This window comes from Neobacillus rhizosphaerae, assembly GCF_050477885.1.
Lineage (GTDB): Bacteria > Bacillota > Bacilli > Bacillales > Cytobacillaceae > Neobacillus > Neobacillus rhizosphaerae_A.
In genome coordinates this window covers 37,004-59,633 of sequence record NZ_JBCNAC010000066.1, presented here as the reverse complement: position 1 = coordinate 59,633, position 22,630 = coordinate 37,004, and the positions used below count along the sequence as shown (strand labels likewise).

The 22,630-nt window shown below is 39.1% G+C and carries 32 protein-coding genes, 1 tRNA gene and 1 pseudogene; 30 read left to right on the top strand and 4 right to left on the bottom strand.

The annotated features are described in order from the left end of the window. Positions 1–166 precede the first annotated feature (166 nt). From ABES03_RS08770 to ABES03_RS08720, 11 genes are all read left to right on the top strand, one after another. Positions 167–263 (top strand) — tRNA-Sec (locus ABES03_RS08770). Between the two features lie 151 nt (positions 264–414). Further along, complete coding sequence (locus tag ABES03_RS08765; protein ID WP_430116904.1) at positions 415–1,386, top strand: tyrosine-type recombinase/integrase; 972 nt, start codon at positions 415–417, stop codon at positions 1,384–1,386. Between the two features lie 12 nt (positions 1,387–1,398). After that, positions 1,399–1,617 (top strand): hypothetical protein, encoded by a 219-nt coding sequence (locus ABES03_RS08760; RefSeq protein WP_430116903.1) that lies wholly within the window; start codon positions 1,399–1,401, stop codon positions 1,615–1,617. An 88-nt stretch (positions 1,618–1,705) separates the two neighbouring features. Beyond that, entirely contained in the window at positions 1,706–1,972 is a 267-nt protein-coding gene (locus ABES03_RS08755; protein ID WP_430116901.1) for a hypothetical protein, read from the top strand. Between the two features lie 198 nt (positions 1,973–2,170). Then, on the top strand, positions 2,171–3,079 hold the full coding sequence (locus ABES03_RS08750; protein ID WP_430116900.1) for an STM4504/CBY_0614 family protein: 909 nt from the start codon (positions 2,171–2,173) through the stop codon (positions 3,077–3,079). Between the two features lie 107 nt (positions 3,080–3,186). After that, positions 3,187–4,011, top strand: a complete 825-nt coding sequence (locus ABES03_RS08745; RefSeq protein WP_430116899.1) for a hypothetical protein — start codon at positions 3,187–3,189, stop codon at positions 4,009–4,011. Positions 4,012–4,154: 143 nt separating this feature from the next. Further along, positions 4,155–5,918: a site-specific DNA-methyltransferase gene (locus ABES03_RS08740; RefSeq protein WP_430116898.1), complete on the top strand. Its 1,764-nt coding sequence runs from the start codon at positions 4,155–4,157 to the stop codon at positions 5,916–5,918. 5 nt (positions 5,919–5,923) lie between these two features. Further along, a complete protein-coding gene (locus tag ABES03_RS08735) occupies positions 5,924–8,113 on the top strand; it encodes a DEAD/DEAH box helicase family protein (protein ID WP_430116896.1) in 2,190 nt (729 codons plus the stop codon). Between the two features lie 114 nt (positions 8,114–8,227). Then, positions 8,228–8,383: a hypothetical protein gene (locus ABES03_RS08730; RefSeq protein WP_430116894.1), complete on the top strand. Its 156-nt coding sequence runs from the start codon at positions 8,228–8,230 to the stop codon at positions 8,381–8,383. Continuing rightward, positions 8,383–8,607 carry a hypothetical protein gene (locus ABES03_RS08725; RefSeq protein WP_430116893.1) on the top strand — a complete coding sequence of 75 codons (225 nt, stop codon included), beginning with the start codon at positions 8,383–8,385 and terminating at the stop codon, positions 8,605–8,607. The genes ABES03_RS08730 and ABES03_RS08725 overlap by 1 nt, the downstream gene beginning before the upstream one ends. A 117-nt stretch (positions 8,608–8,724) precedes the next feature. Beyond that, a complete protein-coding gene (locus tag ABES03_RS08720) occupies positions 8,725–8,925 on the top strand; it encodes a hypothetical protein (protein ID WP_430116891.1) in 201 nt (66 codons plus the stop codon). Positions 8,926–9,085: 160 nt separating this feature from the next. Here ABES03_RS08720 and ABES03_RS08715 read toward each other — a convergent pair whose 3' ends face one another. Next, positions 9,086–9,502 carry a hypothetical protein gene (locus ABES03_RS08715; protein WP_430116889.1) on the bottom strand — a complete coding sequence of 139 codons (417 nt, stop codon included), beginning with the start codon at positions 9,500–9,502 and terminating at the stop codon, positions 9,086–9,088. Between the two features lie 185 nt (positions 9,503–9,687). Here ABES03_RS08715 and ABES03_RS08710 point away from each other — a divergent pair, with 185 nt between their 5' ends. From ABES03_RS08710 to ABES03_RS08690, 5 genes are all read left to right on the top strand, one after another. After that, entirely contained in the window at positions 9,688–9,831 is a 144-nt protein-coding gene (locus ABES03_RS08710) for a hypothetical protein (protein WP_430116887.1), read from the top strand. Beyond that, entirely contained in the window at positions 9,831–10,208 is a 378-nt protein-coding gene (locus ABES03_RS08705; RefSeq protein WP_430116885.1) for a hypothetical protein, read from the top strand. Before ABES03_RS08710 ends, ABES03_RS08705 begins: the two co-directional genes overlap by 1 nt. Positions 10,209–10,537: 329 nt before the next feature. Continuing rightward, entirely contained in the window at positions 10,538–10,951 is a 414-nt protein-coding gene (locus tag ABES03_RS08700; RefSeq protein WP_430116884.1) for a phBC6A51 family helix-turn-helix protein, read from the top strand. A gap of 359 nt (positions 10,952–11,310) precedes the next feature. Continuing rightward, positions 11,311–11,763 carry a hypothetical protein gene (locus tag ABES03_RS08695; protein ID WP_430116882.1) on the top strand — a complete coding sequence of 151 codons (453 nt, stop codon included), beginning with the start codon at positions 11,311–11,313 and terminating at the stop codon, positions 11,761–11,763. 75 nt (positions 11,764–11,838) lie between these two features. Beyond that, entirely contained in the window at positions 11,839–12,063 is a 225-nt protein-coding gene (locus tag ABES03_RS08690; RefSeq protein ID WP_430116880.1) for a hypothetical protein, read from the top strand. 43 nt (positions 12,064–12,106) lie between these two features. On the opposite strand, the gene ABES03_RS08685 is transcribed toward ABES03_RS08690, so the two are convergent. Both ABES03_RS08685 and ABES03_RS08680 read right to left on the bottom strand, forming a co-directional pair. Continuing rightward, the gene (locus ABES03_RS08685; RefSeq protein ID WP_430116878.1) at positions 12,107–12,301 is read right to left on the bottom strand and encodes a hypothetical protein; all 195 of its coding nucleotides are present in this window, start codon (positions 12,299–12,301) and stop codon (positions 12,107–12,109) included. A 12-nt stretch (positions 12,302–12,313) separates the two neighbouring features. Beyond that, positions 12,314–12,847 carry a site-specific integrase gene (locus ABES03_RS08680; protein WP_430116876.1) on the bottom strand — a complete coding sequence of 178 codons (534 nt, stop codon included), beginning with the start codon at positions 12,845–12,847 and terminating at the stop codon, positions 12,314–12,316. A gap of 151 nt (positions 12,848–12,998) precedes the next feature. Between ABES03_RS08680 and terL the strand changes: the two genes are divergently transcribed. The 14 genes and pseudogenes from terL (at position 12,999) to ABES03_RS08610 (ending at position 22,047) form a co-directional block, all read left to right on the top strand. Next, positions 12,999–14,705, top strand: a complete 1,707-nt coding sequence (gene terL, locus ABES03_RS08675; RefSeq protein ID WP_430116874.1) for a phage terminase large subunit — start codon at positions 12,999–13,001, stop codon at positions 14,703–14,705. 109 nt (positions 14,706–14,814) lie between these two features. Beyond that, positions 14,815–16,329: a phage portal protein gene (locus ABES03_RS08670; RefSeq protein ID WP_430116873.1), complete on the top strand. Its 1,515-nt coding sequence runs from the start codon at positions 14,815–14,817 to the stop codon at positions 16,327–16,329. 3 nt (positions 16,330–16,332) lie between these two features. After that, on the top strand, positions 16,333–17,313 hold the full coding sequence (locus ABES03_RS08665) for a phage minor capsid protein (protein WP_430116871.1): 981 nt from the start codon (positions 16,333–16,335) through the stop codon (positions 17,311–17,313). 132 nt (positions 17,314–17,445) lie between these two features. Beyond that, positions 17,446–18,102, top strand: coding sequence for a hypothetical protein (locus tag ABES03_RS08660; protein WP_430116869.1), 657 nt, complete (start codon positions 17,446–17,448; stop codon positions 18,100–18,102). Positions 18,103–18,178: 76 nt separating this feature from the next. Beyond that, the gene (locus ABES03_RS08655; RefSeq protein WP_430116867.1) at positions 18,179–19,087 is read left to right on the top strand and encodes a major capsid protein; all 909 of its coding nucleotides are present in this window, start codon (positions 18,179–18,181) and stop codon (positions 19,085–19,087) included. A 92-nt stretch (positions 19,088–19,179) separates the two neighbouring features. Next, positions 19,180–19,383 (top strand): hypothetical protein, encoded by a 204-nt coding sequence (locus ABES03_RS08650; RefSeq protein WP_430116866.1) that lies wholly within the window; start codon positions 19,180–19,182, stop codon positions 19,381–19,383. A 14-nt stretch (positions 19,384–19,397) separates the two neighbouring features. Continuing rightward, complete coding sequence (locus tag ABES03_RS08645; RefSeq protein ID WP_430116864.1) at positions 19,398–19,769, top strand: hypothetical protein; 372 nt, start codon at positions 19,398–19,400, stop codon at positions 19,767–19,769. Then, a complete protein-coding gene (locus ABES03_RS08640; protein ID WP_430116862.1) occupies positions 19,766–20,074 on the top strand; it encodes a hypothetical protein in 309 nt (102 codons plus the stop codon). Before ABES03_RS08645 ends, ABES03_RS08640 begins: the two co-directional genes overlap by 4 nt. Further along, positions 20,074–20,505: a hypothetical protein gene (locus ABES03_RS08635; RefSeq protein ID WP_430116860.1), complete on the top strand. Its 432-nt coding sequence runs from the start codon at positions 20,074–20,076 to the stop codon at positions 20,503–20,505. Before ABES03_RS08640 ends, ABES03_RS08635 begins: the two co-directional genes overlap by 1 nt. Next, positions 20,506–20,880, top strand: a complete 375-nt coding sequence (locus tag ABES03_RS08630; protein ID WP_430116858.1) for a minor capsid protein — start codon at positions 20,506–20,508, stop codon at positions 20,878–20,880. Positions 20,881–20,905: 25 nt separating this feature from the next. Next, on the top strand, positions 20,906–21,307 hold the full coding sequence (locus ABES03_RS08625) for a phage tail tube protein (RefSeq protein WP_430116857.1): 402 nt from the start codon (positions 20,906–20,908) through the stop codon (positions 21,305–21,307). Between the two features lie 96 nt (positions 21,308–21,403). Further along, positions 21,404–21,703: a hypothetical protein gene (locus ABES03_RS08620; protein ID WP_430116856.1), complete on the top strand. Its 300-nt coding sequence runs from the start codon at positions 21,404–21,406 to the stop codon at positions 21,701–21,703. Beyond that, positions 21,703–21,801 (top strand): annotated as a pseudogene (locus ABES03_RS08615) (phage tail assembly chaperone); the annotation flags it as partial. The gene ABES03_RS08620 and the pseudogene ABES03_RS08615, both read left to right, overlap by 1 nt. Then, positions 21,802–22,047: a hypothetical protein gene (locus ABES03_RS08610; RefSeq protein ID WP_430116855.1), complete on the top strand. Its 246-nt coding sequence runs from the start codon at positions 21,802–21,804 to the stop codon at positions 22,045–22,047. It abuts the pseudogene before it with no gap. A gap of 5 nt (positions 22,048–22,052) precedes the next feature. Here ABES03_RS08610 and ABES03_RS08605 read toward each other — a convergent pair whose 3' ends face one another. Continuing rightward, entirely contained in the window at positions 22,053–22,508 is a 456-nt protein-coding gene (locus ABES03_RS08605; RefSeq protein ID WP_430116854.1) for a hypothetical protein, read from the bottom strand. Between the last annotated feature and the right edge of the window lie 122 nt (positions 22,509–22,630).

Sequence of the window (22,630 nt, the reverse complement as noted above, 5' to 3'; positions counted from 1 at the left end):
TGGTTGATGTGGATTTTGATCAGCATTTGCAAAACATGTCGAAAAGGTGACAAATAAGCTCATTCTATTGATTAATACTATATTCCATTGTATTATGATTACAAATGATATGAATGGTTAAGAGACTGTTAGTCAAAGTAAAAACAGCTTGTAGCCTTACATCTATGGGGCTGAATGGGGTACTGGTGTCCTCCACAGTCTTCAAAACCGCTTGTGACCTGCGTGCCAGGTCAGGTGGGTTCGATTCCCACACAGTCCCGCCAATTCTGGGTTTTCGAGGGGTCAGACCCAATTTCCAGAATTTGATACACACACGGTCTCCTCCCAATTTAGACCGAGTTTGGGGAGAACCGAAAACCGAAACCGTTCATGTCCGAAACCTTCAAAATATAATTATTTTGGAGGTTTTTTATTATGGTGACAAAACCAATTAGAAAGTCCAAGAGGAAACATTCCAGAGAGACCAAAGTCGAAACTCAAATCCTAGAGGAACTAACCATGAGCGAAATGTTCCAGCGTTTTATGTGGGAGAAACAAAGTGAGGGACTTGCTCCGAGAACCGTTGAGGAATACTACGTCCATTTTCAATATTTAATGGACTACTTGGAAGAAGACTTGACGAGAGAAGAAATGGACTATGAGCCGTTCCAGAGTTATATTCAATATATGGTTCAAGACAAAGGTTTAAAGCCAATGACCGTTAACGTAAGGGTCAGAACCATGAGAGCATTTCTTCGCTGGGCATATAAAGAGCGTCTTATTGATTTACCTGTTCATGAGAAATTCAGACCTATTAAAACAGAGGAAGACACGATTGAGAGCTTCACACAAACTGAAGTGAAATCAATTCTTAACACATTTGACACGTCAACCTATGTTGGATTCAGAGACAAAGTCATGACCATGGTCTTGCTTGACTCTATGGTTCGTATTTCAGAGCTTCTCGAAATGAAACGGAGTCTGGTTGACCTAAAGAACGGAATTATAAAGCTTGAAGCTCACACGACCAAAACTAGGAGAGGGAGAGAAGTTCCTATCTCCAGTAAAACCGCAAAAATGTTAAAAGAGTACATGACAGAGTCAGAGGACTTTGGAGAAGAACATTTATTTCTTTCTTACGACGGGAGACCAATTTGCTCAAACACTTGGAGAACACGATTGAGAGAAGTTGGTGAACTTGCTGGAGTCCGAGGAAAACGAGTCTCTCCTCATACATTCCGACACACTGGAGCTTTGTTTTATATCATGAATGGGGGAGACCCATTCTCCCTTCAGAAAATACTCGGTCACTCCGATATGAGCATGACTCGGAAATATATTCAAATGACCAACATAGACGTAAGGAAACAACACAACATTTATAGTCCTTTGAAAAATCTCTGGTAGGAGAGAACCGCATTGAAAACAGTCGTAATTGAAATTCATTATATCTCTCTTGAGTTTGGGCAAAGGGTATCCCAAAGCGGAGAGTTCAAGCTTTACAAAAACAAAACAAGAGAGCAATTGGCTTTGGAGTTTTGGAAATGGATAAAAAGGGAGTCGTTAAGGACTTTGGAGCTTGAGAAAGTAAAATGTGACAGGGAAGATATAACAAACCTAGTGAGAGGGCTTTTATAGGCTTCTCTCTTTTTTTGTCGTAAAATGTCCATATTTAGGAAAGCGTTATTGTTATATAATTTAATTGTATAAAATTAGGAGGTGTTTTATGGTAAAGGTTGAATTTTGTAATGCGTTGACTCGTGAAACGTTTAGGGAGGTTGAATACCCTAACAGCGAAATGCCTGATTCGATACTTGCGGCATTTGGTCAAAGTGATGGTCAGGAAAGTTTTATCATAGACAGAGATTTTAGGACACTTAAAGCTAACTATGTAACCCACGACATTGCGAAAGAAGACGGTAACACCATTTATCGAATGTTTTTCACTGTTAGGTTGAATGACATTCAAGCTCGCGTAAAAAGAAAGAAGTAATACCCTACATTTTAATTACTACTCCTTGCTCCTATGTTTCTCCATAAGTTAGAAAAAACCTTCAACCACGATTCCTACATTCCAGAACTGATTCCAACTCTAAGCTTCCTCTTTGGAAGCTTTTTTCATTTGTCACTTTATAGAGAATATTGGCAATTTAATGGTATAATTATCTAAAAGGTGAAAGGGGACTGACACTTGGCGATTCTAGATATTTTCTCTAAAAGAAACAGAGGAAAACAAAAGTCTATATTTAAATATAATGAAATACCACAACCTTTGAGAATACAGATTTTACACATTTGGAGAGATGCAATTGGTCACTACGACCCAAACTCATATTATGATTCAAATCATTGTTCAAACGAAACTTGGAGTAGTATTCACAAAGCTTTGTGTAAAGAGTACGGTGTAGTGAGATTAAGTGAGAATGGGTATAGCCACATTGAAGAATGTTTTGCTTTTATGCAAGATGAAAAATCTGTGGAAAAAGTGCTTGATATTATTGAACTTACTTTCCGAATTATAGATACAGATATAAGAAATGACCATTGGTATTGGAATTTAAAAGGGATAACCCAGTACCCAGATGACGCAATCGACGAATTGAATAGACGGTTCCAAGAACATGGAATTGGCTATCAATACCTTAATGGAAAGATAGTCCGAGTGGATTCAGATTATATTTATCGAGAAGCGGTGGAGCCAGCAGTCAACCTAATGTTTGGTGAAGGTTTTAAAGTAGCTTCTGAAGAGTTTATGAACGCTCATGAACACTTTAAGAAAGGTAGAGATAAAGAAGCTATTGTTGAAGCTGGGAAAGCATTTGAAAGCGTTATGAAGACCATATGTTCAAAACTTAATATCAAGCTTACAGGGAAAGAGACAGCTAATCCTTTGATTAAGCTTTTAATAAAAAATGAAGTTATACCCGAATACGTTGAAAACTCACTAATGGGTCAGCCAGTTCTTAGAAATAAACATGCTCATGGTCAAGGTGAAAAGAGCGTTCCGCTCCCGAGATATACAGTAGCATATGGGTTACATTTATGTGCAACCAATATAGTGTTTCTTATTGAAGCTTACAAATCAAAGAAGAACAAGTAATTTTACTAAACTGCTATCCAGTTATGGGTAGCTTTTTATTTTGTCTCCAATTCCCAGAGGGGAACGAGACTTCCTCGTGATAAAATGGTAATGGGAGTTGATTTATTTTGTTTGTTTCACCAATGCTATTACACAAATCAGAACGTCCATTCGACGACAATTCATATATAACAGAACTTAAGCTGGACGGTTTCAGAACGGTCTGGACAAAGTTTGACGATAAAGTCCGAATATATACTCGGCACAACAATGACATTACTTCCAAGTTCCCAGAGCTATTGAGTCTTCCTATTCCCAACGGAACGGTTCTTGACGGTGAAATTGTTGTCACAGACCAACAAGGGAAACCAGACTTTGAAGCGACAATGGAACGCTTCATGTCTAAACGGTCTGGTCACGAAATTTCTTTCTGTGTCTTTGACATTATCTATTTCAAGGGAGAGAAGCTCACAAACCGTCCTTTGCTGGAACGGAAAGAGGTTCTTACAAAAGCAATTCCAGAGGACTCAAAGAGGTTGAACAAAGTCCAGTGGATAAAGGGAAACGCTGAACAGTACTTTGAGCTAATAAAGGAACATAACTTGGAGGGAATTGTCCAGAAACGAGCTGACTCGCTCTATCAAATAAACAAACGCTCACAAGATTGGCTCAAGGTTATTAATTACCAGTTAGAGGACGTTTATGTCTCTGGGTTAAGAAAAGACGAGTTTGGACTTCTCTTAAACTTCCAGAATGGGAAATATGCTGGACTCCTTGAGTTCATGGTTCCAGAAGAAAGAAAAGCTTTTTATAAGCAATACAGTGATTTTATTGTAGAGGAAAATGACAAGTTTGTTTTCCTTGACCCAAAAATGAAATTGAAAGTGAAATACCGAAACCTAACGAAAAAGGGACTTTTGAGAATACCTTCTTTCGTTGAATGGGTCAGTTGAGGGAAGCTCTAATTATGGGCTTCTCTTTTTTTTTGTAAATAATTTGTAACCTATTGTAACATTTTTGTCGAAATATCACTGTAAAATCTAGTAAAATGGAATTAGCGAATTTTATTTTACTAGAGTAGGTGTATTGACAAAAAATGAGTACAAATTTAGCGAAACAAAAAAGGGAAGATTTAAATGAGAAGCTCAATGAACTTAAATTGTTTGTTGAGGAAAATTCACACGACGAAAGCATGCGAAAGTTCTTAAGTTACATTAGTGAAATTGAAAATGATTTAAATGGGAAAAAATACGGTCTGGTATTTGAAGAACACAAAGAAGGTATAGACGAAAAATTAGAAACTCATATTCCTGTTTTAAAAGAAGAACAGGAGCTTTTTATTGATAACGGTGGGGATATGAACTTTTTGATTGAAGGAGATAACTTAGCGGCTTTAGAACTTCTTCAGAAAACCCATAAGGAAGCAATTGACGTTATTTATATTGACCCTCCTTACAATACGCTCAAAGAGGGTTTTACTTATTCGGATAAAAAGGTTGATGGAAAGGATACGTTCCGTCACTCAAAATGGTTGTCATTTATGGAGAAAAGGCTAAGCCTTGCCAAGTACCTCCTATCTAAAAAGGGTGTCATTTTCATTAGTATTGATGAGAATGAATTTGCACAGTTAAAAATGCTGTGTGACCAAATTTTCGGTGAGCAAAATTTTATTGAATGCTTGATTTGGAATAAGAGGGTTCCGAAGAATGATAAAGGAATTGGCAGTATTCATGAATATATTCTTCTATATGCAAAGCATTCTGGGTTTAAATATAAGTTCAAAATGCGTAAGGATGGCTTAGAGGAAATAGACATTTTAGTTGAGGACTGTAAAAAGAAAGAACTGTCAATCAAAGAGACAGAAATAAAGCTAAAACAATTATTTAACAAGAACAAATGGGACAGAGGTATTACCTTATATAACGCTTTAAATGAAGACTATGAAGTTTGGGGAAAGATTAATCTTAGTTGGCCGAACGGAAATACATATGGGCCGAGATATGAAGTTCTTCACCCAGTAACCAAAAAGCCAGTTAAAATACCAGATAGAGGATGGCGTTGGAGTGAGACTACATTTAAGAGTAAAGTGGATTACGAAAATATAATTGAAAGGCACGACGGTAGTTATATGTGCGGAGAGATTTGGTTCTCGAAGGACGAAAATATGCAACCTAGTGCAATAAAAATGCTTAAAGACGTGGATAGAATGTTGCTTCGCTCAATTATTAGTACAAAAAGTGATGGAAGTATGGAGCTAGAGAAGTTCTTTAATAAGAAAGGTGTTTTTGCTTACCCTAAGTCCAATTCTTTAATGAAAGAATTAATAGATTCAATTACGTATGAAAATCAGGATTGTACTATTTTGGACTTTTTCGCTGGCTCTGGGACTACCGGTCAAGCTGTTATTGAACTTAATGCAGAGGATAGCGGTAATAGAAAGTTTATCCTAGTTACCGATAATGAAAACAATATCTGCAAAGAGGTAACATATGAGAGGATTAAGCGAGTAATTGAGTCAGATACGACTTACCAAACAAGCTTAAAGTATTTCAAGGTTGACTTTGTAGAAACGGAAAATAAAGTTTACTACGAGTATGCTGATGAACTTCTTCAGAGTGTTAGAGAGCTTGTAGAACTAGAGCATTTTATCAATTTCACTGATAATACCAAGATTGCAATTATCCTTACAGATACAGAACTAGAGGAATTTATTAATAACATAGCAAACAACCAGGAATGTAAGGTGATTTACGTTGGTCATGACGTTTTACCGTCAAGTGAACATGAAGCTCACTTTAGAAAGTTTAATATGAAAGTCAACGTTATTCCTGATTATTACTATAAAGAGTCTAGGGGGTAAGAGTTTTGTTTGAATTAGCTGAGTTCCAAAAGAAAGCAATTAAAGACCTGACTGAATGTGTTGAAGATAATAAAAAAGAGATTGTTTTTAAAAGTCCCACTGGGTCAGGGAAGACAATTGTTTTAACACATTTTATGGACGAATACGGAAAAGGTCATATAAATAATGTATTTGTCTGGCTTACTCCTGGAAAAGGAAATTTAGAGGAACAAAGTAAAGCGAAAATGGATAAATATATCCATAACAGTCAAACAAAACTTATTACTGAAGTATTGACAGACGGTTTTTATGAGAACGACTCTTGTTTTATTAACTGGGAAATGCTCACTAAAAAAGGAAATAATGCTCTGAAAGAGGGCGAAAAAGCAAACTTCAAAGAGCGTATAAAACAAGCTCATAAGGAAGGTTTGGAGTTTATTATTGTTGTGGACGAAGCTCACCAAAATGACACAGTTAAAGCTGATGACATAATAACAATGTTCAAACCTAAAAATATTATAAGAACCACTGCAACTCCAAAAAATATTGGAAGTGCGAAGTTAATAGAAGTTATGGAAGAAGACGTAATTGCAGAGGGTCTTATCAAAAAGGTACTTATAATCAACGAAAACTTCGGCAACTCGATTGAGACTGATAGTCAGGTGAATTATCTACTTGAGAAAGCTTTAGAAAAGCTTGATGAACTGAAATTAGCATTTGAAGAAAGAGACTCTATTGTTAATCCACTCGTTGTTGTTCAATTACCTAACAACAGTGAGCTAGTACAATTTGAAGTGGAAAATTACCTATCCACAAAGGATATTACGTACGATAATGGTTTGCTGGCAATTTGGTTAAGTGAGCAGAAGGAGCACCTTGAAGATATTGAAGAAAATGATGCAAAACCTATTGTCATTCTTATTAAACAAGCAGTTGCGACTGGTTGGGATTGCCCAAGAGCACATATACTTGTAAAACTTCGTGATAGTTCAAGTGAAACATTTGAGATTCAAACTATCGGAAGAATTAGACGTATGCCTGAAGCAAAACACTATGAAAGTGACCTCCTTGATTCTTGCTATCTATATACTTTTGACGAAGATTACACAGAAGGTGTCAGAACCAGTTTAGGTAAGGGTGCTCTGGACGCAGATACATTGTTTTTGAAAGAGGAACATAGAGGAGTTATTTTAACCAGCGAGCAAAAGTCAGTTCTTGGAACAGCTAGTGACGCTACTCAATCTCTAAAAACAATGTTGGAATTTTATAAAACAACATATGGGACTGGTACTAAGTCAGCTGAAAATATTATACGCTTGGAGCATAATGGTTATAGATTTTCCGAAAAAATAGTTAAAACTACTTTCACAGGTCAAGTTCACAAATTGACTAAACAAGAATTTGAAAACCTTACGGCTATTGAAATGGTTGAACCATTGAACACACATAAACATGGTCGTGAGTACCACAATAGAGTTGGTAAGCTAGGTGGTAAAGTAGGATTAAGCTACGATAAAATGAATACAATAATTCGTCGTTTGTTTGACAAGAGTGTTAAATATGATAATAAGATACTTTCATTGGAAACAAAGGACGTTTATGCTTTTGTAATCAACAATTACTATAAATTAGCAGAGGACTTTCAAATTGCTAATGCCAGCCTTACATTACAAATATCTGCCGCACTTCCGGTTGTTGTTGAAAAAGAATTTCGCTTCCCACTAGAATTTCAATTCACTTATAGTAAGAAAAATCGGGTGCAAAAAGAATATAAAAACAATGTTTACAAAGGTTATCTTTCATCAGCAGAGAAACGCTCTGATTCAGAGAAATCTTTTGAGAAGTATTGCAATGATTCTTCAGAAGTTGAATGGTTCTACAAGAACGGTGATAAAGGAAGCGAATATTTCTCAATTGTCTATGTTGATAACAATGGAACCCAGCGCTCATTCTACCCTGACTACATTGTTTCAAAAGACGGAGAAACATGGATTATTGAAACAAAAGGTGGCTTTAATAGGACTGGAGAGTCAGAGGATATTGACAAGTTCTCTCCAAAGAAATTTGAAGTTCTAAAGCGATACTTGGATAAATACAACCTCAAAGGCGGCTTTGTAAGGAAGGATAAGAGTAACAATGAGCTGTTCATTTGTATGAACGAGTACAACGACGACATTTCAAGTGATGAATGGCAATTGTTAGAAGAAGTCTTATAGAATTGTGGAGAGAGTCATTTACAGACTCTCTTTTTTTTGTCTTTTGAGCTTGTTAGTCACACATTCCAGAACCTCTCGTTGTGCTTATTGTAAAAAGTACAAAGGAGGAACCGCATGATTAGAATTTTCATGTTACTGTTCGCTTTTGCTGTCCTAGAATATTTCGCTTTCACAACAAAGGAATTTTACCAGTCAATTCTATTTGGGGTTCTGGGAATGGTCATGTTTGCAATGAGCATTTTCGAGCTTATTGTCCGAGGTGACTACTAATGTTGAAAGTTGGAGACCGAGTCGCTGTCACGATAAAAGGGAGAGCAAATTGGTTGAAGCTTAAGAACGCTCCAGCAACGGTTATGTATATTGACCAGCCGACTCTTTACACTCACCATATGAACCCAGTCCAAGTCGAACTTGACGAACCTTATGACGAACACGGTCAAAAAGTTATTCGGGTTTCCCTGAAAGAAGTGAAGCCGCTTGAAGAAGACAAGTAAAACAATCGGTGAAATGACAAAGTTGAGGGGAACTTGGGAACGCAAGCCAATCACCCAGGTGGTTCCGAACAAGAAAGGTTATACACGGAAACAGAAACATAGAAAGGACTGGTCTGAGTGAGAGTTGTTGGAACAGTGAATGTTGGAGCTTTGTCTGGTCTATCAATTGAAGACTTCAAAGAGGTTTGCAATGTTCACGGAGTCAGAGTTGTCTCTGCTCTTAAACTCGGAGGACTACTCGTGAAGTCTTACCGTGTGGAAATTGAGGGTTCTCCCTCTGCTATTAAACGAGTCCAAAGGTTCATGAGTAGTCTCTAGTATTTCAAAATTTGGTTCACTGGAACTCCAGTATTTCAAAAAGTGAAGCATTAAACTCTCCAGTATTTCAAAATTTGAAATGACTAAAGAACATATATAAGAACAAATAAAAAGAATAATATAAAATAGGACGGTTGAAATACTACCGTCCTTTATTTAATCAAAATGTTAGGTTGAGTTCTTCTTTTATATCGTCTAATTGTTCACGGTACTCCAACCATGTTTCCTTCTTTTCTTCTTCGGTCAAATATCCTTTGTCGTCGAAAATAAAAATACATTGTTTGATAAATTCTTCGTCTTCTCTTTTCCACGTTTCAACGAAGTCTTGATATGTCATTTCTGTTTTCTTATATTTTTCAGCAGAGCGTTTGACCCTGTTCACAGTCTTTGCTCCAATATTACGGAGCCTAGCTCTCATGAGACTCTTTTGGTCTTTCAAGTATTGGTCATATTCTTCTTGGGTATAAGTCTGCTCTTTAATTACTTTACCGCCATAAAAAGGGTCATTTTTTGCTCGGTTGTTTTCCTCGTTTACAGCTCGCACAAAACCATTGAAAAGCGACTTGAATAGTCCCATTCTTTCACCTCCGTTCTTGGTTCAATTTATTCAGATTCGTATATCCATATGTTGTTATTTTTATAATATCAGATAGTCCCACATTCTTTAAAGAGTGGTCAGAAGGTTGTGACATAGTTCTCCAGTTGCCTTTATTAGTGTAAGAGTCATATGGCTCTGACAACTAAAGAATAGGAGGACGACGAATGAACGCAAATTTGATTATTGACTATTTGCTGGACAAAATTAAAGTTCTTACTCGTGAGAACGCTTTTCTTTACGCTCAAGTTCAGACATTGGAAGAACAACTGAAAGCAGAACCAAAAGAAGAAAAAGGAGCTGAAGAATAATGTTAAACGAACGAGTTAAAGAGCTTCTCGAATATTTGAATGTATTGAGTCAGGTTCAAGGTTCCGGTCATTACGTAAATGAAGAAATTAAGGAAGTCGTCAAGGAAATACGACTGGAACTGGGACTGGAGAAAAGAAAGCAAGAAACTTTGAAGGAGTCTCGTCGTTTAGTCTTTGAAGCTAAACTTGGAAGGAGAGCAACGTTTAGACAAATGACTCTCTTTGAAGCTGTATTTGGTTTTTATAGAGGAACCGTTGCTGTTCCGTATTTTGACATGGAGAGGAAAGAAATGAAAGAAGCTCTGAAAATACTTCACGGAATGAACAAGGAAGTCGAGGTAGTTGAAAAAGCAAATATTATTGAGGTTCGTCGCTAATGAGTGACGGACTTATTTTATTGCTGGCCGGACTCCTCGTTTCACTCTCCTTTGTGAGCTTCGTTCATTTTATTGTTGCTCCGCTTGTGAAATTCCTCTTTTATACTTATGAGCCACTCATGTTCCATTACACGCTAAAGCTCTCTTTGAGAATTAAAAAGTTGAAAAAAGTCTGGGAAAAGTTCTGGAAAAGTACCGTAAAAAGACCCTATTTTCACTTGAGAAAAGACCGTTTCTGACAAAAGGAAAATGTCTAGTAAAAGTACCAGAGAACCCTTTGTTTTCTAGGAGAGTGAACCTTTGGAATTAAGAAAGGAGGTATTGTAAAAATGTCACAACTACCACGTAAAAACCCGCTGACACTTTCCCAGAGACGCTGTGCTGAAATTCTTGCTACCAACGATATTCACAAAATGACCATTGCCCAGATAGCTTCGGAAATTGGAGTTGACCCTCGTACCATTTACCGTTGGAAGAAAGACCCGGAGTTCATTGCCTACCAGAACAGCATTGCAGAACAGGCAATGGAAGACTTCTTGTCTGAAGCTTACAATATGCTGAAGCAATTACTCCGTGAAGGACGCTCTGAAAAGACAAAGCTTGAAGCAATTAAGCTGGTTCTTCAGAACAGAGGAAAGCTCACAGAGAAACAAGAACACGTTCATGAAATAAAACAACAACAAACACTTGAAGACTTGGAACGTGAAGTCATTGACATGGAGAACGAATTGCTTGAAGACTAAATGAATGTATCACAATATAGATTTTGTTACATTGAGAACGCTGTTGAAGAACGTTTTGAAATAAAGTGTTTTAACAAATAGAACGAACTGAAACGAACAGGTTCTCCGACTCATTGAGTGACATTCGGAAATTTTTTGTGAGCTTCTCAAAAGGGGTACACAAGGGGGAGTGGGGTCTCTGGTCTCCCTCCTCTGTGTCCTACAATTTACATACAAAATTTTTAAAGTTTGGGGTCAGACTTGACTGACAAAGCGTGTTGAATAAAATAATAAAATTAGGGGAGAACGACAATGGAACCTTCATTGGTTCTCTCCGTATAGAAAAAGGAAAAGGAAGAATGAGGAGGAAGAAAGAAACAATGTTCAAGTTCATGTTGGTTGCTTTGTTGTCACTTGGGTTGCTCTCTGGTTGTGTTCGCTATGAGAACGGAAAACCGGTTGAAGCCGAAACGACTCATGAGGTCAAAAAGGAGAAAACAGAGAACGGAACCTTGAAGGAAGCTATGAAAGTTTACAAGTACGTCAAAGTGAAAGTACACACTGACGCTCGTAAAACGACTGGTCACATTAACCTGGTCATTGAGTTGGACACAAGCATTGGAGAACGGAGCCAAGCTTCGACTGTGGTTTCTCAAACTGATAAATTTATTAAAACGCTCAAGGATAAGCCAAAGACCGTCACGGTTTCAACTCTTTATGACGGAGTGAAAATTCTCCAGTTTACGAAAGAGGTAGAGACAAAGAAGCTCAAAATTGACTTTGCTCACCCAAAAGTTGAAGACTTTTTGAGAAAGTCTGGTCAAATTAAATAATGAACTCAACCTCGTTGGAGTCAGTGTAAAACACTCACTTCAAGGAGGTTTTTTACTTGGAAAGGAGTAAGCAGAATGGTTGAGAAAATTACTTCTCTTGCAGAACTACAAAAGAAATATGTTCTGGTAACTGGTCGGAGACCAAAGAAGGGGGACTTGGTTTACGTTCCGAGTCAGCAAGCAGTCTTCGAGGTTCAATACGCTGACCGAATGAATGTGAGAGTGGAACGTGGACATAAGGGTTCCGGTCTCCTGCTCACACTTCCATTCAGTCATTATAAATTGATTGAAAAGAAATAGTTCACGACACATAAAGAGGGAGGGTCTATACTGACTCTCCCTTTTAATATTTTAGTATTTCTTTAAGTCTCTTAATTTCTGCTTCTAATTGAAGGGTTATTCTGAAAACTAGGTCATGTCCCATTGTTCTATTATGAGCTAATAAGAACCAAGCTTGTTCCAGTTCTTCGAGTTGTTCTTCAATTTCTTTGGCGGTTAACCAAAGAGTGTCTCTCACTTTAATTTTCAAAGGCTCCAATTTTTCTCCTCCTTATAGGTTAAAATCTTTCAGAGCTTCGTCCATTGTATCTTGGTTAATTCCGATATAACGGAGAGTTATAGACGGAGCTGAATGATTGAATATCTCTTGCAATAAAGCAACGTCCTTTTTCTTTTTATAAAACCAATAACCAAACGTTTTTCTCAACGTGTGAGTTCCTATTTCGTCGAGACCAATTTGTGAAGCTGTCTTGTTGAGAACTCGGTAAGCTTGAACCCTTGTTATTGGTTTGTCTCCCTTTCTGCTAGGGAACAACCATTCCTCGTCCTTCATGTCTTCAGTGTAGTCGTAAATAATTTGTTTGAGCGATTGGTTAATCAAAAAGCGTTTTGTTTTCCCAGTCTTGCTCTCCTCAATAACCAAGTGAGACTTTCCTCGTATGTCTTTCACTTTCAACTGGAGCAAGTCTGAAATTCTGCAACCAACATTTATTCCAATAGTGAACATAAAGGAGTCTCTCGGTGGGAGTCTCCTTTTCATTTCTTCAATTTTCTCCAAGTCACGAATTGGTTGAACAAACTCCATACAATCAACTCCTCATTTAGTTTCTTATTTACTTAAAATTTTAATTCGATATGTTACATTCGTCAATTACTAAATTACGAAATTAACAGAAATTTTTCGAGCGTTCCAGACCGCTTTGGTCTAATTCTTGAACAAAGGAAGGAGGAAGGAAATGAAAGCTCAACACTTAGTTGAGAGATATGGTTTTTGTCCAGTGACGGAACCGGCCAAAAGGAAACGAATGATTGAGCTTATCAAACGGAAGGTTCCGACGGTCACGGACTTGGAAGAAAAACGTGAATGGTTGGTGAAGCTTAAACAACTGAAACGAATTGACCGAGCTGAAAATGACGTTCTGTTTTTCATGTACCAATATCTCGGAGCAGAAATGAACCCTGAGTTTGAGGAACCTCTTATTCCAAAGGGAGTCTCAATTGATATGGCTCCAGACTTCCATATTCAACTCACCGATATTTTGAACGTGGTTTCCAACGAGGAAGTCAACAAGAGGATAGCTTGGGCGGCTCCTCGTGGTCATGCAAAGTCAGCTTACTTGTCAAACGCTTTTCCACTTCATCAGTGTGTTTACCAGAAACGGAAATACATTTTGATTATTTCCGAGACTGACTCAATGTCCAAGAAATTCATTGAGTACGTTGCAAACGCTCTGAAGTTCAACAAGTTGCTCCGTGAGGACTTCGGTGAACTATTGAGTCCAAAGAGTCAAATGAATGAAAGAGACAATCAAGAAGCTTTCCTCACAAAAGCTGGAACTCTCGTTGAAGCTTCTTCAATGGGTAAGCAAATGAGGGGTAAAAGGAACGGTGCTTATCGTCCAGACTTGGTAATTTGTGACGACCTGGAGTCCAGCAAGAACACAAACACAGCTGAACTCCGGGACAAGAATCTTCATTGGTTCAACTCGGTTGTTATGCCTATTGGAGACCCAGACAGAACTGCTTTCATTTACATGGGAACAGCGGTTCACCAGTCTGGTCTTTTGTTTGAGGTCATGAGACGTTCCGACTTCCAGTCCAAGCTGTTCTCCGCAATTATTAGTCCTCCAGAAAGACAAGACTTGTGGGATATGTTTGACGAGCTTCTCCGAGACCAGACAAATCCAAACCGAAAGGAAACAGCTCTTGCTTTCTATGAAATGAACAGAGAGGAAATGGACAAAGGAGTCGAGGTTCTCTGGGAACAACGCTGGAGTTACCTGGGACTCATGATTGAGAAAAGCAACATGACTTCAAAAGCTTTTGCTTCGGAATATTTGAATGTTCCTATTGACGAGGACTCTCAAACTTTCAGCAAAGACAGAATGGTCTTCTGGGACTATGGAGAACTGGACGATTTGAACCTTGAAATATACGGAGCTTGGGACATGGCTTTCGGTAAGTCAAACCGTTCCGACTATAACGCTGTTGTCATTCTTGGAAGGGAAAGACGGACTGGTGTTCTTTATGTGCTTCATACTTGGGCAGAAAAATGTCCAGCTCATAAAGCAATGGAGAAAGCTCTGGAAATTATCAAGGAGTATCAACCAAGAGTCTTTGCTGTTGAAACCGTTCAAGGTCAGTTCGACTTATACAGACAGCTCCGAGAACAAATGATGAAAGACCGTGTCTATATGACCAAGCTCAAGCCAATAACAACGAACCGTTCTCATGGTAAGAAAGAGGAACGTATTGAACAAATGGAACCTCTATTCGAGAACGGAGTCATTCGTCCTCACCAAGCTCAAAGACTCCTCTTGGAACAGCTCGAAATGTTTCCGTTCGGAGACCATGACGACTTACCAGACGCTCTCCAAATGGCTCTCGACTTATGCTCACTCCAAACTCGTAAAAGCTGGGCAAGAAAACCAGCTGGACTTTAATTTTGGCAGATATGGTTGTATTTCCAACAACCAGTTTCTCTTATAACTGCAAATACGTTGTGTTACATTCTAACATTACGCAATTACGAAATAGGAAGGAGGTTGAGTAATGTTTGGAATTGGTTCGTTTTACCCTAACGTGACTAAAGCTCACGGTAAGAGAATTAAACGTTATCGTGAAAACAAGAAGCTGTTCATGGGTCAACACTATGAAATTCTTGAGAAATACAATGACGTTCTCTCAACATACCAGCAACGTCAAGTTTACGTGACAACAAACCTTGCTGGTCTAATTGCAAAGAAGTCGGCTGACTTCCTATTCGGTGAAAATGCTCTTTACTCCGCTGGAGGAAAAGACAACTCACCAGAACAGGAAAAGCTGGACGAGTGGGTCAAACAAAATGACATTCACATTACGAACTATGAGTCTGCCCTCTCCAATGCTTACAGAGGAGACAGCTTTTATAAAGTTCGCTGGGGACAAGAACATGGTGGAATGGTTCCGAAAGAACTTGACCCTTTCCGAGTAATTATTGAAGCTCAAAACGCTGAATATGTCTTCCCAGAAACTTACCCTAATGACTCAACTCGAATTATGGCTTTCCATATTGCTGTTCCTTCTGAAGTTCCAAACACGGACGGAGAGGAATGGGTTTTGAATGTGGAGTCTCACTTCCCAAATAAAATCGTTTATCGTTCTTTCCGAATGAACCCAGTGGAAGAAAACATTAACGGAATTACTTCATGGAGAATTTACGCTGAAATTGGTGAAGCTCGTGAAGTGGACACCAATGTTCCATTCCCGCTAGTGGTTCACGTTCCAAACTACTCAACAGACGACTCCTGGGAAGGTATTGACGACTTGTCTGAATTGAAAGGGTTATTCTCCGAGCTAAACACAAGGCTGTCTCAAATCTCGGAAATTCTTTCAAAACACGCTGACCCAGCAATGATTGTTCCACAAGGTACACTCGTTGAAGACGAAAACGGTCAACCAGCTTACAGGGTTGGAGTTGACAAGGTCTTCGAGGTCATGACTGGTGAGCTGGAACCAAAATATTTGACTTGGAACGGTCAGCTTGAATTTGCTTTCCGTGAGATTGAGAAAATTCTCGACCTAATTCTCATGAAAGCTGAAATTCCTGCTGTTGCTCTTGGAGTTGGAGACTCTGGAACTTCTGGTTCTTCTGGTCTTGCTATTAAATGGAGACTGAACTCCTTACTCGCAAAGATAAACCGGAAACGTCAATATTACGACAAAGCTCTGAAACGAATTTTTACAATCGCTCAATTGCTTGAAATGGATAGACGTAAAAAGGTTGAATTTAAACCATTCGTTACGGTCATTAAGTTCCAAGACGGGCTTCCAAAAGACGAAATGGAACAGGCAACAATTATGCAAATCAGAACTGGAGCAAAACCAACTATCTCGCAAAAACGAGCAATAATGGAGCTTGAGGGTATTTCTGAAGAACAAGCTCAACAAATTCTTGACGAGCTTGAGGAGGAACAAATGTCCTCCGCATTGTCTGACCCTTCAGCTTTCCAAGTAAACGATGACCTGGGGGAAGACCCAGAAACCAAAACTGATAACGGAAATGAGGAACCAAAGGAGGAGGAATAATGAATGGCTTTTCGTACTCCTCCCACTCCAGAGTATGAACGTGATATAAAAAAGCTGGAAGCTCATTACAAGAAAGCTCTCAAGGAGGTCACAAAACTTTTGGTCAAACTTGACCCAAAGGACACTTTGAGAGCTTCTCTCTATAATTCTCTTTTACGCCAAATCACGTTTATTATAGACGAGCTGAACAACAAGTCTCGTGAATGGCTGGAGACAACTCTCACTGAAGCTTACGAACAAGGTATTGCAAACTCGCTCGTTTCAATGGGAATTGCAAAAGACATTCTCCAAGCTAAAGGCTCACAAGAGTTTTCCCTTATCTCTCGGAACCGTGTGGAAGCTATGATTGCAGACACTTTCCGTGACGTATTGAAAGCAACAACTTTCATGGAAAACACTTTGAAACGACGAGTGAGAGAGTTGCAAGCCGAAGTCCTTCGTCAAAATACCATTCTCCAACGTGGAACCGTAACTTCAGCAAAAGGCATGAAACAACGGTTGCTTGCTGAAGGTTTCTTAAAATCTCTCGTTGAGGAAAACTGGAAAGGTATTATTGATGCAAGTGGAAGACGCTGGGACTTGACGACTTACACGTCAATGGTTGCAAGAACCAAGCTTCAGCAAGCTCATATTGAAGGAGTCACTCAAACAGCTCTTGAGAATGGTTCTGACTTGGCTGTTATCAGCTCGCACGGAGCAAAGGACGCTTGTCGGAACTTCGAGGGTTTAATAATCTCGTTGACTGGTAGAACGAAAGGTTATAGAACTCTTGCAGAGTTGAGAAACTCTGGTCTTATCTTTCACCCAAATTGTCAACACAGTGTTCACGCAATTGGGGACATTAACGCTTTTCCTCAATCTCTCAAGCAAAAACACGGTGAAAAAGAAAGTCAAGCTGACTTTGCTTTGAAGAACGCAAAGGAAATAAAGTCAAAAGACAACGCAAGAAGGTACAAACAAAAGAAAGACGACAATAAAAACTAAATTTCGTTGTCCGTGACGATATACGGACTGACCAATTGAAGTTACGTCATTAAACTGTTCTTCTTTTTTATTGCCCAAAAATAACCCTCGTGTCGTTGCACGTAAAACTCGAAAGGGAAAGGAGAATGTTCAATGTTTGTAAAAAATATGTTTCCTACTCCATTCATGAACGCTGACGGAGGTCAAGCTGGTGGAGGTAACAACGAACAACCTACTAACAACGCTGGTCAAACTCCAGATAATGCTGGAGCTAATAATACACAAAATGCTCATGAGCCAGGGAAGGACGCTTCCCAACACAAGGAAACTATGATTCCTAAATCTCGTTTTGACGAGGTAAACAACAAAATGAAAGAGCTTCAAGACCAACTTGAAAAATTCACAAAACAGAAAGAGCAAGAAGAACTTGAAGCCAAGAAGAAAAAAGGTGAGTTTGAGAAGTTGTATAATGACGCTTCAACTGAACTAGAGAGTGTAAAAGGACAATTCAAAAATGCTAGTGAAAGAGTTGAAGCTTTGGAAGGACTTATTCAAACTCTGGTTGACGCTGAACTGGAAGCTGTTCCAGAAGAACTTCGTGACTTGGTTCCAGAGAATTTTACTCCAGAACAAAAATTGAGCTGGATTACCAACGCAAAGAAGAAAGGTCTATTTGGTGCAACTCAACAGAACAGCAAAGAGGAACAAGAACTTGGTGGAGCAACAAACAACCAAGCTCAACAACAACCAATTGAAATTGGCAAAATGTCTGTAACCCAGTTGTTCCGTTCCGCTTATGGCTCAAAGTAATTCTGTTTTTGTGTCCAACAATTACAGAATTACGAAATTTATATATTTAATTTTACTTCAAGGGGAGGAAATATACATGGCTCTAACACTCTTAGAAGCTGAAAAGTATTCCACTGATACGCTGAAACGTGGAGTAATTGAAACTTTCGCTCGTAACTCTGCTGTCTTTGAATTGCTTCCTTTCATGGAGATTGCCGGAAACTCCTACAAGTACAACCAAGAACAAGCTCTTCCTGGCATTGCTTTCCGTGGTGTCAACGAAGGTTATGTTGAGTCTGCTGGTATTGTAAACCAACTGTCTGAAGGCTTGACAATTCTTGGTGGTGACGTAGACGTTGACAAGTTCCTTGCTCAAACTCGTGGCAACGTCAATGACCTTCGAGCTATCCAGACCGAAATGAAGTCAAAGGCTCTTTCTCTTGAGTGGACTCGTACTTTCTTCAAAGGTGACTCCGCTTCAAACGCAAACGCTTTTGACGGTCTTGAAAAACGTATTGCTGGCAAGCAATTAATTACTGCTGGTGCTAACGGAGCAACTCTGACATTGGCAATGCTTGACGAGCTAATTGACGCTGTTGAAGGTGAACCAGACGTATTGTTTATGTCTAAAGCTATGAGACGTGAAGTTAAGAAGCTTCTACAAGCTTCTACTCACTATATTGAAAATGGTTCTGACGCATTTGGTCGTCCAGTTGCAACTTACGGTGGTATTCCTATCCGTGTAATTGAAACTGACGGTGCTGGTGAAGAAATTCTTGGCTTCAACGAAACTATGGGAAGTGCAAACAACGCTGGTTCTATTTACGCTGTGAAGTTCGGTGCTGACCAATATGTTTCTGGTCTTCGCAACGGCTCTGTAAATGTTCGTGACTTGGGAGAAATTGACGCAAAACCTGTGTTCCGTACTCGTATTGAGTTCTACTCTGGTGTTGCTGTATTCCACCCAAGAGCTGTTGCTCGTCTTCAAGGTATTCTCAAAGCCTAATTTAATAGACCTCTGGGTTGGGTAGGTTCTTATCCTCCCAGCTCGGAGGTCTTTTTTTCTTTTTATAACGATTGAAAAAGGAGGTTATGACAATGAAGAAATTCAGAGTCAAGACCCCAGTTGAAACTTTCAATGGTACTCGTTACGGTGTTCGTTTTGAAAATGGGGAAGCTGTTGCTGAACTTAATGAGCAAACCGTGAGTGAGTTTGAGTCTTGGGGTTACTTGGTCGAGGAAATTGTTGAGAAACAAGAAGCTCCAAAACCAAAGAAGACCCAAAAGAAAAATGAAAAGTAAGGAGGTCTTTGTGAATGGCTGTTTCAGTCACAAACGCTGACGCTTACTTTCAAAATGAGGTTCTTCACAATCAGCTTTGGTTGGAAGCTTCTCTTGAAACCAAACAGAGAGCTTTGAAGAACGCTGAAAATATGCTTTATCGTTTTTACCGTATGTTTGACCCAGTTGACAAACCAGTTCCAGAGCAAGCTGTTTTTGAACAGTCTTACTTCTTGCTATTGGTTGATGAAACCATTCAGAAGTCAGCTCTTGGGGTCAAGCAAGTTTCCGTCTCTGGTCTTTCAATCTCGGTTAATGCTCCAACATATCCAATTGCTCCAGAAGTCAAAATGATTATGGCTAAACACGGAGCTGGAGGAGTTCGAGTTGGGAGGAGTCTTCTATGATTTCATTAAAAGACACAGTCACAGTAGAGAAAGCAGGAGGACTTGACGACTGGGGAAGACCGACTGGAACCGCCACTGAAACTTTCAAGTGTCGAATTGATTACCGAACAGAAGTCGTGAAAACCGACAATGGGGAGGACGCTGTTTCCAAGTGCGTCATTCTTATAAAAGGAGTTGCCCTGGTAACGACAAACGACACAGTAAAATGGTCGGACGCTTACGGAGACCATGAAGCAAAACCTCTTTCAGTTAGTCCTTTAAAAGACTTCTCGTCTAAAGTTTTGTTCACAAAGGTTGTGGTTTAATGGCTCGACTCAAATTTGACGTTCGTCTTGAAAGGAATCTTGTTCCTCAAGTTACAAAGGCAACGAGACAAGTTGTGAGAAGCTCAATAAAAACCATAGCTCAAGACTTAGCAAGAACTGCAAGTGAGTCAGCTCCTCACTTAACTGGTGACTTGGAAGACTCTTACGCTATCGCTTACCAGTTTGGGTCTGGGATGGTCTCGGCAACAGTTGAGTTTGCTGTCTTCAAAGGTTCTTTTAACTATGCTATTGCAATGCACGAGTGGACGTATAACTTGGGAGAAGGTTCGCAAGCAAAAGCTGGAGGAACTGGAATGTCTGGACAGTCTTACGCTGTTGGTCGTAAGTTTTTGACCAGAGTCCTTGAGGGAGAAGCTGAAGCTTACAAAGAATATATTGCCCAACAATTAAGACAACATTTGGGAGGTTAAATGGTTGTGAGAATTCAAGACTTAAAAGAATATGTGGAGACTCAAGTTCCATACAACAAGTATGTCATGAATTTCTTTCACCAAGAAACTCCAGACAATTGTTGTGTGGTTCTTTTAAATTCTGCTGGTCGTTCTGACCGAAACGTTGGAGCTTTACAGTTTCAATTCCTCGTTCGGAACCGTGACCCAGAGCTTGCTGAAAAAACTGCTTTCGACTTATTCAATCACTTTAACAATAAAACTGACTTCTTTGTGGGAAGCTCAAAAATTGTCATGAGTCGTGGGCAACAAGCTGTTCCTCTCTACACTGGAGCAGACGAGTCTGGACGACACATTTACTCTGTCAACATTGAAGCTATCGTTGACAATTACTAAATTATGAAAAGGAGAGGTTTGAACAATGGCTAAAGTTGCTGGTGTTGATGTTCTTTTATACGCAATGGTTGGAACAACTAAAACCGTTGTTGGTGGACAGTCTGGAGCAACCTTGAACCGTGAAACAAACGTGATTGAGGTTACTTCAAAAGAGTCTGGTTGGGCAGAAAACTTGGCTGGGGTAAAGAGCTGGTCAATTGAGTGTGAAGGTTACGTTGTTGTTTCCGACTCTGCTTATGACGCTCTTGAAACAGCTTGGGAGAATGGAACAGAAATTGACGTTGAGGTTCGTGTTCCTTCCGGTAATACTTACTCTGGTAAAGCTATCATTTCCGAGTTCCCTCTTGAAGCTCCACAAGACGACGCTCTGACTTTCTCCCTAACGCTTCAAGGCTCTGGTGCTTTGGTTAAAGCCAAAACCGCTTAATTTGAGGGGAGTCTTTTTTGACTCCCTTAATTACTTAATTACGAAATTACAAAACACATTGGAAGACTAAAAAACTATGAATGAGGAGTGTTTTAAATGGCTAACAAACAAAGAGGTTTCGTGAAAATTGAATTGGATAAAGCTCGTCACTTACGTTATACAATGAACGCTTTGGCTGAAATTGAAGACCAACTGGGAGTTCCGCTTGCAGAACTGCAAAACGTCAAAATGACAATGAAAAACGTTCGTGTAATTCTCTGGGCAGGACTTATTCATGAAGACAAGGAGTTAACTCAAGAGGACGTTGGTGAAATGGTTGACCTCGGCAACATGGAATATGTCCAAGAACGAGTTGCTGAAGCTTTCGCAATGGTTGAGAAGGGAAAAAACTCTTAATTGCTCTGGACTGGAAAGAACTTAAACGTTGGGGGTTCGGAGCATTAAAACTAAAACCAGACGAGTTCTGGGACTTAACCCTTCGGGAACTGAACGAAATGTTGGAAGCTTTTGTTGAGGAAGAAAAACGTCAAGACGATATGCAAAACCAACGTGTTTCTTGGTTTACGAGTCACTTAATGAACGCTTCTGGTAACTACAAAAAACGTATTCAGCCTACTGACCTTTATAAGCCTATGGATTATCGAGAGGAACAGGGGAACTCAAACATTGTTAAACGCTTTGAGTCCCCAAGTCAGAAGGAGGAATATTTAAAACAATTAATGATGAAATTTGGAAAATAATTTCCTCATTTTCTCATAAAGGAAATAGCTCCTCCAAGCTGGTGGTCTATTTCTATATGACCTTTTTCAGCAAGTTCTTCAAGAGCTTTGTATAAGAGATTCATGTCTACTTGTTCGTGGTATTCAGTAGAAATCTTACTTGCTAATTTCCTAGCTACTTGCCACTCACCTTTTGGAAATGTTTCAATAAGCTTCATCATTGCCGGAATATCTGCTATATCAAACTTCTTTAGTTCAAGTCTGTTAGCTTTAAGTTTCTCAATTTCCTTTTCAAGCTTTACTTGTTTATATTCCTTATAACCAAAGAAAATATAGGTTCCAACTAAAAAAATAAGTGAGTGATAAGGGAATTTTTTAACTAATTCAAGACTATTTCCAGCAGTGATTGTTGCTACACCTTGAAGGACAGCATAGAAATACGGAATAACGAAAATAAATGGCTTAAATATTACTTTTAACATTATACAACCTCCAAAATTCGATAGTAATAGTTTACAAGTTTATGTCGAGAATTGGAAGGTTTTTCATAAAAAGGTAGGACGGTTCCCAGTGAGGAGTCGTCCTTTTATTTTTGTATCTATTA